This window comes from Sphingomonas xanthus, from assembly GCF_007998985.1.
Taxonomy (GTDB): Bacteria; Pseudomonadota; Alphaproteobacteria; order Sphingomonadales; family Sphingomonadaceae; genus Sphingomicrobium; species Sphingomicrobium xanthum.
Genome location: NZ_CP041659.1, coordinates 2,156,315 through 2,171,113, shown reverse-complemented (window position 1 = coordinate 2,171,113; position 14,799 = coordinate 2,156,315). Strand labels below are relative to the sequence as shown.

General features: G+C 60.8%; 13 protein-coding genes. 2 read left to right on the top strand and 11 right to left on the bottom strand.

Annotated elements, in window-relative coordinates; genetic code table 11:
- Positions 1-33: 33 nt before the first annotated feature.
- From FMM02_RS10910 to uvrC, 7 genes are all read right to left on the bottom strand, one after another.
- Complete coding sequence (locus FMM02_RS10910; protein ID WP_147494865.1) at positions 34-720, bottom strand: fimbrial biogenesis chaperone; 687 nt, start codon at positions 718-720, stop codon at positions 34-36.
- The gene (locus tag FMM02_RS10905) at positions 717-3,173 is read right to left on the bottom strand and encodes a TcfC E-set like domain-containing protein (RefSeq protein WP_147494864.1); all 2,457 of its coding nucleotides are present in this window, start codon (positions 3,171-3,173) and stop codon (positions 717-719) included. The genes FMM02_RS10910 and FMM02_RS10905 overlap by 4 nt, the downstream gene beginning before the upstream one ends.
- A complete protein-coding gene (locus FMM02_RS10900) occupies positions 3,174-3,647 on the bottom strand; it encodes a hypothetical protein (RefSeq protein WP_147494863.1) in 474 nt (157 codons plus the stop codon). It lies immediately after the preceding gene.
- A gap of 77 nt (positions 3,648-3,724) precedes the next feature.
- Positions 3,725-4,270 carry a hypothetical protein gene (locus tag FMM02_RS10895; RefSeq protein WP_147494862.1) on the bottom strand — a complete coding sequence of 182 codons (546 nt, stop codon included), beginning with the start codon at positions 4,268-4,270 and terminating at the stop codon, positions 3,725-3,727.
- Between the two features lie 628 nt (positions 4,271-4,898).
- On the bottom strand, positions 4,899-5,294 hold the full coding sequence (gene apaG, locus FMM02_RS10890) for a Co2+/Mg2+ efflux protein ApaG (RefSeq protein ID WP_147494861.1): 396 nt from the start codon (positions 5,292-5,294) through the stop codon (positions 4,899-4,901).
- Between the two features lie 8 nt (positions 5,295-5,302).
- The gene (recO, locus tag FMM02_RS10885; protein ID WP_425473628.1) at positions 5,303-6,040 is read right to left on the bottom strand and encodes a DNA repair protein RecO; all 738 of its coding nucleotides are present in this window, start codon (positions 6,038-6,040) and stop codon (positions 5,303-5,305) included.
- Positions 6,040-8,037, bottom strand: a complete 1,998-nt coding sequence (uvrC, locus tag FMM02_RS10880) for an excinuclease ABC subunit UvrC (RefSeq protein ID WP_147494859.1) — start codon at positions 8,035-8,037, stop codon at positions 6,040-6,042. The genes recO and uvrC overlap by 1 nt, the downstream gene beginning before the upstream one ends.
- Between uvrC and FMM02_RS10875 the strand changes: the two genes are divergently transcribed.
- Positions 8,030-8,389, top strand: coding sequence for a cupin domain-containing protein (locus FMM02_RS10875; RefSeq protein ID WP_147494858.1), 360 nt, complete (start codon positions 8,030-8,032; stop codon positions 8,387-8,389). The genes uvrC and FMM02_RS10875 overlap by 8 nt on opposite strands.
- Here FMM02_RS10875 and FMM02_RS10870 read toward each other — a convergent pair whose 3' ends face one another.
- From FMM02_RS10870 to FMM02_RS10860, 3 genes are all read right to left on the bottom strand, one after another.
- On the bottom strand, positions 8,390-9,106 hold the full coding sequence (locus FMM02_RS10870; protein ID WP_187107778.1) for an aspartate/glutamate racemase family protein: 717 nt from the start codon (positions 9,104-9,106) through the stop codon (positions 8,390-8,392). It abuts the gene before it with no gap.
- A 90-nt stretch (positions 9,107-9,196) separates the two neighbouring features.
- On the bottom strand, positions 9,197-10,606 hold the full coding sequence (locus FMM02_RS10865; RefSeq protein WP_147494856.1) for an NAD(P)(+) transhydrogenase (Re/Si-specific) subunit beta: 1,410 nt from the start codon (positions 10,604-10,606) through the stop codon (positions 9,197-9,199).
- Positions 10,599-10,889: an NAD(P) transhydrogenase subunit alpha part 2 gene (locus FMM02_RS10860; RefSeq protein ID WP_147495078.1), complete on the bottom strand. Its 291-nt coding sequence runs from the start codon at positions 10,887-10,889 to the stop codon at positions 10,599-10,601. The genes FMM02_RS10865 and FMM02_RS10860 overlap by 8 nt, the downstream gene beginning before the upstream one ends.
- Positions 10,890-11,061: 172 nt before the next feature.
- Between FMM02_RS10860 and FMM02_RS10855 the strand changes: the two genes are divergently transcribed.
- On the top strand, positions 11,062-13,344 hold the full coding sequence (locus tag FMM02_RS10855) for an EAL domain-containing protein (RefSeq protein ID WP_187107777.1): 2,283 nt from the start codon (positions 11,062-11,064) through the stop codon (positions 13,342-13,344).
- A 327-nt stretch (positions 13,345-13,671) separates the two neighbouring features.
- Here FMM02_RS10855 and FMM02_RS10850 read toward each other — a convergent pair whose 3' ends face one another.
- Positions 13,672-14,796 carry an NAD(P) transhydrogenase subunit alpha gene (locus FMM02_RS10850; RefSeq protein WP_147494854.1) on the bottom strand — a complete coding sequence of 375 codons (1,125 nt, stop codon included), beginning with the start codon at positions 14,794-14,796 and terminating at the stop codon, positions 13,672-13,674.
- Positions 14,797-14,799 lie beyond the last annotated feature (3 nt).

Below are 14,799 nucleotides of genomic sequence, written 5' to 3'. Positions count from 1 at the left end.
ATGGAGGTTATTTATCCTGGTAAAAGGGTCGGCCTAGAAACGGACGGTCTGTGTCTTGCCGTTCGCCATGTAACGAAACTCGACCGCTGCCTTAGTGGTAACAGGAACGTTCCACTCTGCGCCGGCGTATAGCCGTTTCCCAGGAACATCGGTGCACTGGTTAGGTGCCGTGCAGCTGCGCCCCCCGATGAGTTCAACGCTCGTATTCCCGTCATTTCGGATCTTCAGCTGAGACCCCGCCCACGTGCCCGTTAACCGGTGAACGGGTTGGTCTGGGCGGACGAGCGCAAGCACGTCATAACCCACAAGGATCTTGAGGCCGGTTTGGTCTCCAGTCACCTCACCGACTTCAGGTCGGATAGTCAGCCGGTAGACCCTTTCACGGTCACTAGCGTCATCAAGCGGCGTAACTCTGATGATCTTGTGCTGACCAGGCTCGAGAATCAGCCTTCCGGGCGAGACCAGGAGGCCGAGTTTTTCTGGGTCCGGTTGCTCAAGCCGTCTTTCCTTTGCCGTGCCCGGCTCAATCATCTCCGCCGGAGTAACGGAAACATAAGTCCGCTCGCTGCCACTGTTCCAAATCTCGATATCCTGACGCGCGGGACGAGTTGCAGGAATATCCAGTACCAGCTGGCTAAGCACGATCTCGGCAGCAGCGATTTGCGGAAAAGCCGCGACAGACACAGCGGCCGTCGCCAGCGACAAGAATCGGTAACTCATTGACAACTCACTTTCCCAACTGAGGCCAGGCCATGACGTGATGGTTTTCCATCGAGGTGGAGTTCGCACGTGACACCCGCCGAGGTGCGTACCTCGATGCTGTCCTGTTGCGCTGTATCCAGCTGAAAATATCCGAGCCCATCTGTCTGAGCGACCCCATATTTGCCCTGGATGTTCGCGCCGACAAGCGGCTGTCCCGTTCGATCGATCAGCTGACCGAAGGCCGTTACCGTTCTCACGGCGGTCCATCTGGCGTGGTGAACGGTCCCGGGAAAGAGCGAGACGGACTTCGACGAAGCGTCAAAATTGGTTGCCGCATCAGCGACCGGTCGGAGGCGGAGCTGATATTGACGGTATGGCGCAAGAAACAAAGTCGTCGCCTGACCACCATGGACGCGTCCACTTGGCTGCTCGTTCACCAGGATCTCGTACAAGCCGGCATCCGGATTGGCATCGAGTTTCACGACGACAGCGCTTTCCTGAACCGAACGGCCGCCCACTCTTGCTCCGTAGCCAACTACGACGCCGGTGTGACCACTGAGCGAATAGTTCGTTGATCGCCCAAAGCTATGCAGCAGATCGGCTCTTAGGTTGCCGTAGTTCGAATATGCTGCGCTCGAGGCGCGCAAACCAGTCGAATCCGTGCCCTGATCGATCCCCGCTCCGAGGGTATAACGGGTGCCACCCGATGTCGTCCCCGACAGCTCGGCATCTGCACTTCCGACCGCTTTGACAATCGTTTCATTGTCCCGCGACCGCGAGCGAACCCCGCCCGAACCATTGAGCGAAAGACTTCCTGCAACGGTCAGGAACCTAACCCCTGCATAGAAGGACGTTGCGTTTCTGCTCTTTTGGGCATCCGCTTCCACTCGCAGTTGAAATCGGGAGCGTTGGACCGCGAGCCAATCAACGCTCGGTCCAATTCCATAATCTGCTTTACCAACATCGCCGTCGAAGTAGTTGGCAAACAAGCGAAAATTTGCCCGCTTGAGCTGGTAGCTGAAAGCCGCGTTCACCTGGAACAGATTGGTCCCGCGGCTAAGTGAAGGACGAGCGGAATCAGAAGAAAATCCGAAGCCGCTAGAGCCTCCCGGAATGATTGGTCCGTCCCGGCTTCCCCACACCTTGCGCAGGTCCAGGCTGAAATGTGCAGGCCCGCCTGACGTGGAGTTCGTCTGCAGCGAGACGCCGCGCTCCCCGCTAGTCGAAGCCAAAACCCCCACCCTGAGCCTTGCCAACCGCGAGAAATGAACGAAACCAAGGTCCGCGACGATCTTCTCCGATGTTCCAAGCGCCGTCGCCTCGACCGCCGACTTTTGCCCAAGGCGGCGAGCAGCACCCACCTGGTAGAAGAGTTCGTCACCCAGACTGAGCGCCCGACCGTAAGCGACCGGCGCAAGCCAACCCGCATAGGCGTGGTAGGCCGTTTCCCCGAGAGGAACGACACCTCGGTCCTTGGTGATAAGGCGTGTCTCTTCCCGCACCCCTCGTCCCGGTTCTCGAACCCTGACCACGACGGGATATGTCCCGTCGGGTAATGTAGTTGTGTCGATCAGCTGGTTCCCGGCCTCAACCTGCTGCGACCATGCCAGCCTGCCGTCGACCAAGAGATCAACTTGGGCAGATTGCTGCAGGAAGACGCTGATCGGAGTAGCCCGGAGTTTCTCGTGGCCTAACCGCGTATCCAGCTGGCTCGCCACCCCCGCGCCGACGATGCGCCTCCGTCCAATCAATGTTGTCCCGGGAGCCCAGAAGAGCCCGGAATAGATGCGTTGGCCAGGCCGGTCGACTTCAACCACCAGGTCATCGACCATGAACCCCGATCCAGAAGCGACGCTCGTATTGGCACGCACCCGCTGCGATCCCCAGCCAATCAGGGTCCGAGATTGCAGATTATAGTCGGGACTGGCGTTGAAGCTTCCCGCCACCGAACCCCCGAAAGAATTCACCAACGCGAGATCGGACGAGCTTGGTTCCAGATATTCGCGGGTTACGGCAGCGGCCTGCTTTGCCACCGACGGTCCGAGGAACACGTCCACCCGAAGCTGGTCTTCGCGGTAAATGATCGCCAGGCCATTGGTATCCAGGACGCCGCAGCCGGCTGTTTTCATCGCTGAGCATGCCTGGCTGGCGTTCGTCGGCAGATCGCCGATCAAGTTGGACGCGATCGCACCTCGATCCGCGACGCTCGCGAGGTATCCGGCAACTTCGTCACGATCGACGAAACGGAGAAAGCCCGGGCGAACAATCGCCCGGGTAAGTCCCAATGAACGGTTGCCGTAAAAGACCTCGACCGCGACCTCGCGCGGCGTTTCAAGATCATCAAATCCGTCCGGGGCCTGGGCGAGAAGCGAAAACTCCGCTTTTGCCATCGACGGCTGCGCCGCGCCGCCCAACATGGTTAACGCGGCTGCCAATCGGATGCCCTGGCGATAAATTCCCTGCGGGCGCACTTATTCCACCGCAACTAAAAGCGTCAGCGTCCCCGAATAGGCGCCCTGGCTGGCTGTCATCAAAGACGTGGCGGGCAACACCACGATCAGGCTGGCAGTTGCCGGCGGCCCATTTGTACAAAGCTGGTTCTGAGCATTGGTGGTTTGTCCGCCCAGCGGAATGCCCGGGTTCAGCTGTTGGCCGTTGGACATTCCGGCGGCATCATTCCATCGCACCTGATACGCCATCGAAGCAGGCCCGGAGGAGAGGACAAATGCTCCGCCCGCTCCCGACCCCGTCGCCCGGACACTGTAGGCGCGAGCAGATCCGTTAGCCCAAACACAGACACTCTGGCTTTGCACGGCATCAACCGTGAGGTTGTTCACCATGCCGAAGTTCACGTCTGTGAGCGAGGTGACCCTGACCTGCTGGGCATGAGCCGCCGCGGGCAGCAAGCTGCCAGCGGCGGCAATGCATAACGCTGCAGCAGCCAAACGCCTCCCCACGCCATTCTGATGGCGCAGAGGTTGCATCCAAGATCGGTGCATTGGCACGGCCGGCAGCAGCCCGGTTACTCGGGCGCTACGAGCAAAGTCAGCGACCCCGTATAGTTGGTAGAGGCCGGCATGGCCTGCAGCTCAGGGGAAGCAATCTTCACGACAAGGCTGGCGCTGTTGGCAGGTCCGGAGGAACAGTCCGCCGAGGTTGCCGTCGACACCAGGCCGGTAAGCGCAACGCCCGTGGCGAGCCCAGTACCCGTGCTCTGGCCGGCGGAGGCCGCCCACTCGACGCTATAGGGAACAACCGGGAGGGCGCCGCTGCTCAACGTGAAGGCGTTTCCTGCCCCACTTCCGCTCGCAGTGACATTGTAGCCGCGAGTAGACGTGTTGCTCCAGACGCAAACGCTTTGAGCGTTGAGTGCGTCCACCATTGGATCCACATTGCTGAGATTGACATCCGACAGGTTGGAAATCCGAACCCGCGCGGGCACTGAAGCATTAATGTTGACGCTTCCCGACGAAGTCGCTCCGGCCGTGCCTTGCGTCGACGCATATGCGACGCCGGACGATCCGACGAGCAACAGCGCAAGAGCGCACTGTTTGATAGTCGCGGACATCACAGTTTCCTTTTCTACAAGACAAATGGTCCATTTCGGACCTTCCTCCGGTAGAAGGAGACGGTTAATTTTCGCCTAACGATCTTGAATTAAACGCCTTTCCATGATGCTATGCGGATTGCGCATCGCAGTTAGGCAATGGTCCGTTCTGGAAGGAAAGTTAGGGGATCCTACGCCTTGCGGCGGCAGAGTGTTTCACCAGGAGTGAAACTCATGATCGCAAGCATCCGGACACTTTCGAGCGTAGTCCTGTTTTCGGGTGCAGCATTGCTGACCGCCCCCGCCTTGGGCGAGGCTGGCCAAGGGGCCTCGGACAAAGCAATTGTGAACATCAGGGTTTCCGTTGCACCCGCCGTCAGGATACAAATGGTGTCGTCATCAAGCCCTGACGATGCAGTCGGGTGCCTACATTCAAACATGCCCGTGGGCAGCTATCGAGTGGCTATTGAACATCCGAACAGCAAGGCACAGCAGGTTCCCGGTCGTGCCGATTTCCCTCTAATTTCATCAGGTCATGCAGATTGCGCTGGGATTAGGCACGCATTGTCAAATCGGAGCGATGCATCCGGTCCGGTACGATTGCTCGTCATTCCCGACTGAAGACTAGCCTCATCCCGGCCCTCGTTATTCAGCTCGTCAGTTCAAACTTGGGAATGACGGCTTCAATCGCGTCCCCTTGGTCGTCCACCAACTGGTAAAATCCACTCATCGAGCCCGATGGCGTGTCGAGAGGGCACCCTGACACATAATCATAGCTCTCACCCGGCTTGATGACTGGCATCTCGCCGACGACGCCCTGCCCGCGGACTTCGTGGACATTCCCATGGCCATCGATAATTTTCCAATGACGCGCGAGGAGCTGGACTGGGTTCTCGCCGTTGTTCTCAACCCGGATGTGATAGGACCAGAACCAACGCTGCTGTTCGGGAGCAGACTGCTCGACCAAATAGCTGACCGCTACGCGCACCGTAATGGCGCCGGTGGTGGCTTCAGCAGGAAATAATAGGGCAAGCGTGTCGGCCATGGTTAACGCTAGGCCGTTCCAGCAGCCCTACGCAAGCGTTCGATAAGCCGATCCCGCGCTGCCTCCACTGGCGCGACCCGGTCACCAAGCAGGTCGCGGCTCAGGAAATGACCGGTCAGCCGCAGCCCATCGAGGATGTCCGGCCAATCCGCAGTACCGCCCCCCACGAGGAATGGCGGGAGCGGCAGCAGCTTTCCCGCATATGGCGCCGCTTCTGCCGCGCTCACCGCTCTTCCAGACCGTGGACTGACGGCAACAAGCCGATCAGTCGCGCCGCTTGCGGCACATTGGCCGAGATCGAGACCAAATCCCTGCTCGGCAAGCAGTAGCAATTCATACCTCACCAGGGAGCTGCCCCAACCGCTCGCGGCAGGCGCTGCCTCAATCGCGCCGATCAGGCCATCGAGCGCCTGATATAGCGTGGCATAGGGTTGTCCTTCCGGCAGAACGGTCGCCGTTAGCGCGCAAACCCAATCAATTGCCGCAGCTGGAAGCGGCTCCTGCAGCAGCGGCGCCCGGCTTCGCACCGGTTCGACCATAGCCTGGGCGAGTTGTGTCTCGGTTCGCGCGCTTAGTGTCGCCTCGACCAGGTTCCCAGGGATCAATACCGGGCGTAGCCGCCGCCCCCGCGCTCCTCGCACATAGCCCGCCTGAAGCCCGTGCTCTGGAGTCAGCAAGCGCACAACTGCGCCGTGTTCGCCATGCGGGCGCATGGCGACGACAATGGCCGGCGTAACGATCCGCATCAGCTGCCGGGATGGAAGTAATCGTGGATCTGGCGCGCCATCGCCTTGCTGATCCCCGGTGCCCGCTCAAGATCCTCGAGCGCTGCGCCCTTTACCGCACGCGCTGTCCCGAAGTGCATCAGCAGCGCGCGCTTGCGGCTGGGACCAATGCCGGGAACCTCGTCCAAGGTCGAAGTCGTCAGGCTCTTGGCACGTTTCTGCCGGTGGGTCCCGATGGCGAAGCGGTGCGCCTCGTCGCGAAGCCGCTGGAGGAAGAACAGCAGCCCCGAATTCGGAGGAAAACTCACTTCGCGGCCACCCGGCATATGAAAGATCTCGCGTCCGGCGTTGCGGTCCGGACCCTTGGCGACGCTGACGACAGGCACGTCCTGGACGCCCATTTCTTCCATGATTTCTAGCACTGCCGACAATTGCCCCTTGCCGCCGTCGATCACCAGCAAATCAGGCCATTCACCTCCACCACGGTCCGGATCTTCCTTCTCAAGACGGGCAAAGCGCCGCTCCAGCACTTCCCGCATCATTCCAAAATCGTCGCCGGGTGTAATCGATGACCTAATGTTGAACTTGCGATAGGCGTTCTTGCGGAAGCCTTCGGGCCCGGCAACCACCATGGCTCCAGTGGCATGAGCACCCATGATATGGCTGTTGTCGTAAATCTCGATGCGCTTGGGCGGCTCGGGTAATTCAAACGCATCCGCCAACTCGCGCAGCAGCTTTCCCTGGGTAGTCGATTCCGCCAGCCGCCGATCGAGCGCCTCCTCGGCATTGCGCCGCGCTTGCTCGATCAGCTTTCGCCGCGCGCCGCGCTGCGGCTGTGCAATTTCGACCTTGCTCCCCGCTCGCTCCGCCAGCGCCTCGCCGATCAGCGCGGCTTCCGGCAGATCCCGATCGAGCAATATCCGCTTGGGCGGAGGCACTTCCTCGTAAAACTGCATGAGGAAATCGCTCAGCACTTCGTCCTCGGGCACGTCCTGCGTATGCGCTGGGAAGAAGCTTCGATGTCCCCAATTCTGGCCGCCGCGAATGAAGAATGCCTGGATGCACATCTGGCCCGCCTTGCATGCGAGCGCGAATATATCGCCGTCACCCAGCCCCTCGCTATGCACCGTTTGGCTGCCCTGGACATAGGTCAGCGCACGCAACCGGTCCCGATAGACCGCCGCGAGCTCAAAATCCTGCCTGGCTGCCGCCTCGGCCATCTGCTTGCCAAGCCGCGCCTGCACTCCGGTCGACTTACCGGCCAGGAACAGCTTCGCGTCCTCGACCAATTCCGCATATTCGGCTTCACTGATCCGTCCGACACATGGAGCCGAGCAACGCTTGATCTGGTACAATAGACAAGGCCGCGTACGATTAGAAAAAAAGCTGTCTGAACAGCTTCTTAGAAGGAACAGTTTCTGCAACGCATTAAGTGTGCTGGTGACCGAACCGGCGCTTGCGAACGGCCCGAAATATTGCCCTTTGGCGCGCCGCGCCCCGCGATGCTTGCGCACCTGCGGAAAGGCATGATCTTCACGCAGCAGGATGAATGGAAAGCTTTTGTCGTCGCGTAGCAGGACATTGTACGCCGGCCGGAAGCGCTTGATCAGCTGCGCCTCGAGCAGCAGAGCTTCCGCCTCGGTGCGCGTAGTCACGATCGTCATGGACCGCGTTTGTGCGACCATTCTCTGCAGCCGCTTCGGTAAGCGAGCTACCTGCGTGTAATTCGTCACGCGGTTCTTGAGCGCCTTGGCTTTCCCAACATAGAGAACATCGCCCATGGCGTCGTGCATCCGGTAGACGCCGGGGCGCGCTGGCAGTGTCCGCAACACGTTGCGGATCGCATCGATACCCGCTTCGAGGTCAGGCGTTTCGGCCCCACGGAGCGCGTCAGTCGCCTTTTCCTCGTTGAACCGCGATGCGCCGCGAGGATCGTCAGGTCGGTCGGCCTTGTTCACGGCATGGATGTAGGGACTTGAGCGCCGCGACGCGAGAGGGCAAGCCGCGCCAATGATCATGACGCTTATCGCACTATCCGCTGTCTCTGCCGCTGAGCCCCTGCCCGAGGCCTTCGACGCCGGCTGGAAGGGACAGAAGGTCTGCGAAGTGCTCCGCGACGACGCAGCAATGCGCGTCGGCCGTTGCACGTTTCCCCCGGGCGTCGGGCATGAGCGGCACTGGCACCGTCCGCACTGGGGTTACATCGTGCAAGGCGGGACGATGCGGATCACCGATGCCAAGGGCACCGTCGAGCGAAAGCTCATGACCGGCGCTAGCTGGTCAAGCGACGGGGTCGGCTGGCACGAAGTTGTGAACGTTGGCCCAGAGACCGCCATCTACCTCATCATCGAGCCGAAACCGGCGCGATAGTCAGGCCGCGGCCCGCGCCTCTTCCGGCTCCTCGAGCATCCATTCGACTGCCATGCCGGCATGGATCGCGGTGGTATCGTGGACCGGCAGCACATTGGCGCGTGTGTCCACGGCCAGCACGAGCTCCGTGCAACCCAACACGACAGCCTGGACCTTCTGCTTGCCAAGCTCGGTGATCAGCGTCTTCAGCTTGCGTTGGCTTTCGCGGATGACCCTGCCCGCCGCCAGTTCCTCGTAGATGATCCGGTCGACCTCGGCGCGCCATTCGGGCGTCAGCTCATGAATGACGAGACCGCGATCTTCATAGGGCGCCCGAGCGAACGGCTCAGTCATCGTGAAACGGGTACCCAACAGCGCGATACGGCTGCGCCCGTCTGCGATAAGGCGCTCAGCGGTCGCAACGCGGATGTCCAGCAACGGAAGGTTGGTCGCGGCGATCGCCTCCTGGGCGGCCTTGTGCATGGTATTGGATGCGAGGAGCAGTCCTTCCGCTCCCGCTATCCTTAGCCGGCGGGCGGCATCGACCACCATCGCATTGCCCCCTGCCCAGTCGTCTGCCTGGTGGAAGGCGGCATATTCCGCAAAGTCAAAGCTCTCGAGGATGAGGCGCGCACTGTGCAATCCGCCCAGCCGCCGGGCTACGCCGCGATTGATGTGATCGTAGTACAATGCCGTCGACGACCAGGTCGCGCCGCCAATAATTCCCAATTTCCTCACTTTGTCCCTCCCCGGACTCCCCGCCGGGGCTCCGGCTGGGGGCTTCAACCCAGATGCGAATCTATCCCCGGGTTAGCAGGGGAAGTTCCGTTAACCCAAGGCCTTAACGATCTCCTCGACCATCTTTTTAGCATCGGCGAGGAGCATCATCGTGTTGTCGCGATAGAATAGCTCGTTGTCGACACCCGCGTAACCCGCCCCGCCCATGCTGCGCTTGATGAACAGGACGGTGCGAGCCTTTTCCACGTCTAATACCGGCATCCCGTAAATCGGGGATCCCTTGTCCGTCTTGGCGGCAGGGTTAGTTACGTCATTGGCGCCGATCACGAAGGCGACGTCGGCGGTGGCGAACTCGCTGTTGATGTCCTCCAGCTCGAATACCTCGTCATAGGGAACGCTGGCTTCGGCCAGCAGCACATTCATATGCCCCGGCATGCGGCCAGCGACCGGATGAATGGCGAACTTAACCTCCACCCCCTCTTCCTTCAGAAGGTCGGTCATTTCCCGCAGAACATGCTGCGCCTGGGCGACAGCCATGCCGTAACCAGGAACGATGATGACCTTGTCGGCCTGGCTCATCAAAAAAGCTGCATCCTCGGCGCTGCCGCGCTTGTAGGGCCGATCGATGGCTTCGGTCGCGCCGCTGCTGGCAACGGCACCAAACCCACCGGCGATGACAGATATGAAACTGCGGTTCATTGCCCGGCACATGATGTAGCTGAGGATCGCGCCAGACGAGCCGACCAATGCGCCCGTAATGATCATCGCCGTATTGCCCAGCGTGAACCCCATCGCCGCCGCAGCCCAGCCCGAATAGCTATTCAGCATCGAGACCACGACCGGCATGTCTGCGCCGCCGATCGGGATGATCAGGAGGAAACCGATCAGGAAGCTCAGGGCCACAACCGTCCAGAAAATCCAGGGGCTCTGGTCGAGCGTAAAGTAGCCGATCAATCCAAGGATTGCGGCCAGCGTGCCGAGATTGATGACATGGCGCAGCGGCAGCAGGATCGGCGCGCCGCTCATACTCCCGTTCAACTTCAAGAAAGCGATCACCGAACCGGAGAATGTGATCGCGCCAATTGCGACACCGAGCCCCATTTCGATCCTGCTCACCGGCATGATCGCGCCCGCCGAGTCCGTGATACCAAAGGCGCCAGGATTCAAAAATGCCGCGGCGCCCACGAGGACTGCGGCCATGCCAACGAGCGAGTGGAAAGCCGCAACCAGCTGCGGCATGGCGGTCATCTGGATCCGCCGGGCAACGAGGAACCCGACTGCACCGCCAAGACCAATGGCAATGAGGATTTCCCCGAGACCGGCGATTTCGTGGGTTACCAGCGTGGTCCCTACTGCGATCCCCATGCCGATCATGCCAAGGCGATTGCCGCGTTGGCTGCTTACCGGGCTCGACAGGCCGCGCAGGGCAAGAATGAAGCAAATGCCGCTGACCAGATAGGCAATCAGCACCCAGGCGGGGATTGCCGCGGCCTCATGCATCGCGGCGCTCCTTCTTCTTGTACATTGCCAGCATCCGCTGGGTGACGGCAAAGCCGCCGAAGATATTGACGCTGGCGAGGGCTACGCCAATCAGGCCCAGCCACTTGGCCTGGGCATTGCCCGCCGCGGCCGCCGCGATCAGCGCCCCAACGATAATCACCGAGGAAATGGCATTGGTCACCGCCATCAAGGGCGTGTGCAGCGCGGGGGTGACTGACCAAACCACATAATAGCCGACGAAACATGCCAGCACGAAGATCGATAGGATCGAGATGAAGTCCAACACGCCCTCCCCTCTGTTGCCCCGATCTTGTGGCAAGGCAGGAGGGGCTTGTCGAGGGCGGCGCTTCAGAGAGTGCGGGCAGGTCGTTAATCGAAATGGGTTTCCGTTTTGATAACCTTTTTCGCGGCATAGGCAGGAGGAGCGACAGAGGATTTGCCCGTCCATGCGATGGATGAAGCGCCAAGACAGGAATGCCGGGCCTTTCCGGCCAGCCAAGCTGCTTGGCTGGGCGCTGGCCATGAGCCTGTTGTTCGGCTTGATCGGCGCTGGCGAATATGTCGAGGATCGCCTTCGCATCGTCCGAAATCACATCAACGAAAAGCCGGTCAGCGGCCAGATCGTGCTGGTAGCGGTCGACGAAAAGTCGCTGCGCGATGTAGGCCGCTGGCCCTGGCCGCGCAGCCGTTATGCCCAGCTCGTTGAGGCGATCGAAAAGGCCAAACCCAAAAAGCAGGTCCATGACTGGCTGTTTTCCGAGCGGACGACTGCGCGCGAAGACAAGCGGCTCGAACAGGCCTTCGCTAGCTCGGGCGACGTCACCGTCGGCTATCTGCCGCGTGTCGGCCCGCAACAGGGCAGCCGGACTGAAATCGGCGCCCTCCCCGAGTTCGAACGCCATGTGAAGCTGGCAAGCACCGGCATGTATTACAATTACGCCAATGAGGTATGGCGCCTCCCCGGAGGCGCCCGCTACGGCTCGACTGTCATCCCGTCGATGGCCATGGCCCTGGCATCGGTAGAGAAGCCGACGACTGACGAATTTCGCGTCGATTACAGCTATTCGCCTGAAAGCATCCCTGTCGTAAGCGCCTCGGACGTTATGGCCGGGCGTATCCCCGCCACGATGCTGACCGGCAAGACCGCGGTCATTGCTCCTGTGTCAAATCGACTTGGCGACCAGTGGAACGTGCCTGGCTGGGGGCGCATCAGCGGCGTCTACATTCACATGATCGGCGCCGAGACGATGCTTGATGGCGCACCGGTCGACTTCGGATGGATTCCAGCATTCCTGTTGGCAGCAGCCACGCTGCTGCTGACCGCGCGCCTTGGACCCACGACCCAGCTCGCAGCCATCAGCGCAACTTTGGCGGTGCTGATCACCGCGCCGCTGGTTAGCGAACGCTCACAGATATTCTTCGACATCACGCCTGGGATGTTCGCCCTTCTTTGGGTCGCGGTCGGCATCGTCATTGAGCAAGCCAGGCGCCGCGGCCTCACAAATGTCGTTAGCGGTCTTCCCAATCTCACCGCGCTGCGCCGTTCGCGCGGCGAGCGTAATCGGCCGCTGGTTGTGGCCCGCGTCATCAACTATCCCCAGATCGTCTCCACGCTGACGATCGCGCAGGAAAAAGCGCTGGTCGGCCAGATCACATCTCGCCTCCGGGTCGGCTCGGAAGTTTCAACAATCTACCAGGGCGACGAAGGCATCTTCGCCTGGACCGTGCCGAGCACCACCGCCATCGGTCATCATATTGAAGCGCTGCACGCTCTGTTCCGGAGCCCCGCTAAGGTCGATCGCCGCCCGTTCGATATTGCGATCAGTTTCGGTGTCGAAATCGGAAGCGGTCGCACTCTCGCAAATCGCCTGCAAAGCGCGCTTGTTGCCGCTGATGAGGCGAGCAGCGAGGGCCTGCGCTGGAAATATCACGATCCTGAACGTCTCAAGGACGTCGACTGGCGCCTTTCGCTGCTTAGTCAGCTCGACGATGCCATTGACCATGGCCAGGTGTGGGTCGCCTTCCAGCCCCAGCTCGATCTTCGGACAAACCTGATCAGGGGTGCGGAGGCGCTTGCCCGGTGGACACATCCGGAAAAGGGTCCGATCAGCCCAGTCGAGTTCGTTACTGCGGCCGAACAAAGTGATCGGATCGAGAAGCTCACGATGTTCGTGCTCGATAAGGCGGTCGCCGAGGCCGCGCGGATAAACCGCGAATATGGCGACTTCGACATGGCGGTGAACCTTTCTGCCCGCATGCTCACCGACAAGTCACTCTTGTCCAAGGTGAAGGAAGTCCTCGACCGACACGGTCTTGATCCTGCCCGCCTGACGCTCGAGCTGACCGAGACCGCGGCGATGGCCAGCGGTTCAGGTACCGCCCCCCTGTTTGGCCTTCGGGATCTCGGTGTGAACATCTCGATCGACGACTATGGCACGGGCCTGTCCACGCTCGAATATCTGAAGAAAATCCCTGCCGGCGAGATCAAGATCGACCAGGGTTTCGTGAAGTCCATGCGCGACCATCGTAGCGACCTGGTCATGGTCCAGTCGACGATTGCTCTCGCCCACTCGCTCGGCCGCCGGGTCGTCGCCGAAGGTGTCGAGACCCGCGAACTGCTCGACATGCTCGTCGCAATGAAATGCGAAGTCGCTCAAGGGTTTGTCGTCGGCCGCCCAAGCAGCGTTAACGATTTGACCAAGCGACTACTTGCGGAACGCAAGAGGCGGGTCGCATGACTTGGTAAATTTCTTGCTAACCATTTCGATTAAGGTTAACGTCTCCGTCTACGGCATGAGTCGCCGTGTAACGACAGGGGACGATCATGAAGAAAGTTCAGACGCAGCGCGGTCTCTGGTCCTGGCTTTTCGGCCATGGATGGGGTCACGGCGGCGGCACCGCCTAAGGCGCTTGCCGGCCTTCGGGCTGGCACATGATTTCAGCAATGTGGACGATCTGCGGCTCGGCGTAGATCGTCTCTTTGCATGTCCGTGGTTCAGGCTTGCGGCACGACTTCTCGGCGCAGGGTTTTCAGGACCTGCCCCACCCCAACCCTCAGGAAATACTCAGCCGGTCAGGCGAGCGTTAACGATCTTGCCATTCTTCGTCAGCCGAACCGCCGAGACGATTTCATCATCGTCGGGTAGTGCAAGGCGCCCCGCGTCCTTGTCCCAGAATGCAGCGACGAAGTTCGCAATGTTGCGCGAAAATAGGGCCGACGCGTCGGCGGGAAGAGTCCGGGCCAACTGGACTGCGCCAATTATTTTGACCCCGTGAAGCTGAACAGTCTCGCCCGCAACACATCCCTCTACGTTGCCCCCGGCTTCGGCTGCCAAGTCAACGATGACGCTGCCTGGTTTCATTGTCGCCAATTGAGCGTCACTGATCAGGCGCGGCGCCGGGCGCCCCGGGATTAGCGCTGTCGTAATGACAATGTCCTGCTTGGCGATATGTCCGCTGACCAGTTCGGCCTGGGCTTTTTGGTATTCGGCAGAAGTTTCCCCGGCGTAGCCGCCCTGACCTTCCCCCTCGATGCCCTGAACGCCCTCGACGAAGATCGGCTTGGCGCCCAGTGACTGGATCTGTTCTCGTGTCGCGGAACGAACGTCGGTCGCGCTGACCTGTGCCCCCAGGCGACGCCCAGTGGCAATTGCCTGAAGTCCGGCCACCCCGACACCCATGACGAACAGCTTTGCGGGATGAACCGTGCCCGCGGCCGTCATCATCATCGGGAAGGCGCGACCGAACGCCGCAGCAGCGTCCACCACCGCCTTGTAACCGGATAAATTCGACTGGGACGACAGGATGTCCATCGACTGGGCGCGAGTAATGCGAGGCATCCACTCAAGTGCAAGCGCCTCGATGCCCGCAGAGGCATAGGCTTCGATTACATCGCGTCGCCGCAGGGGATCCAGTGCGCCAACCAGCAGTGCGCCCTCCTTGGCGCCTGCCAGGCTGGCGGGTTCGGGGCCGGTGACGCTGAAGATCAAGTCAGCGCCATCAAGCACCTCAGGGCGTGTTCCCGTCGTAGCTCCCGCCGCTTCGAAATCCGCGTCGCTAATGGTCGCGGCAAGGCCCGCACCGCGTTCGACCGCGACACTTGCGCCGAGCGCGGCGAATTTCTTCACGGTTTCGGGAATAGCCGAAACCCGGGTTTCGCCAGCGGCTTCTGCGAGGACGGCGACCTTCAACCG

Excerpts from the sequence above, each read along its gene's own strand:
- FMM02_RS10910 (WP_147494865.1), bottom strand. The coding sequence starts at position 720 with ATGAGTTACCGATTCTTGTCGCTGGCGACGGCCGCTGTGTCTGTCGCG.
- FMM02_RS10895 (WP_147494862.1), bottom strand. The coding sequence starts at position 4,270 with ATGTCCGCGACTATCAAACAGTGCGCTCTTGCGCTGTTGCTCGTCGGA.
- apaG (WP_147494861.1), bottom strand. The coding sequence starts at position 5,294 with ATGGCCGACACGCTTGCCCTATTATTTCCTGCTGAAGCCACCACCGGC.
- recO (WP_425473628.1), bottom strand. The coding sequence starts at position 6,040 with ATGCGGATCGTTACGCCGGCCATTGTCGTCGCCATGCGCCCGCATGGC.
- FMM02_RS10875 (WP_147494858.1), top strand. The coding sequence starts at position 8,030 with ATGATCATGACGCTTATCGCACTATCCGCTGTCTCTGCCGCTGAGCCC.
- uvrC (WP_147494859.1), bottom strand. The coding sequence starts at position 8,037 with ATGATCATTGGCGCGGCTTGCCCTCTCGCGTCGCGGCGCTCAAGTCCC.
- FMM02_RS10865 (WP_147494856.1), bottom strand. The coding sequence starts at position 10,606 with ATGCATGAGGCCGCGGCAATCCCCGCCTGGGTGCTGATTGCCTATCTG.
- FMM02_RS10855 (WP_187107777.1), top strand. The coding sequence starts at position 11,062 with ATGAAGCGCCAAGACAGGAATGCCGGGCCTTTCCGGCCAGCCAAGCTG.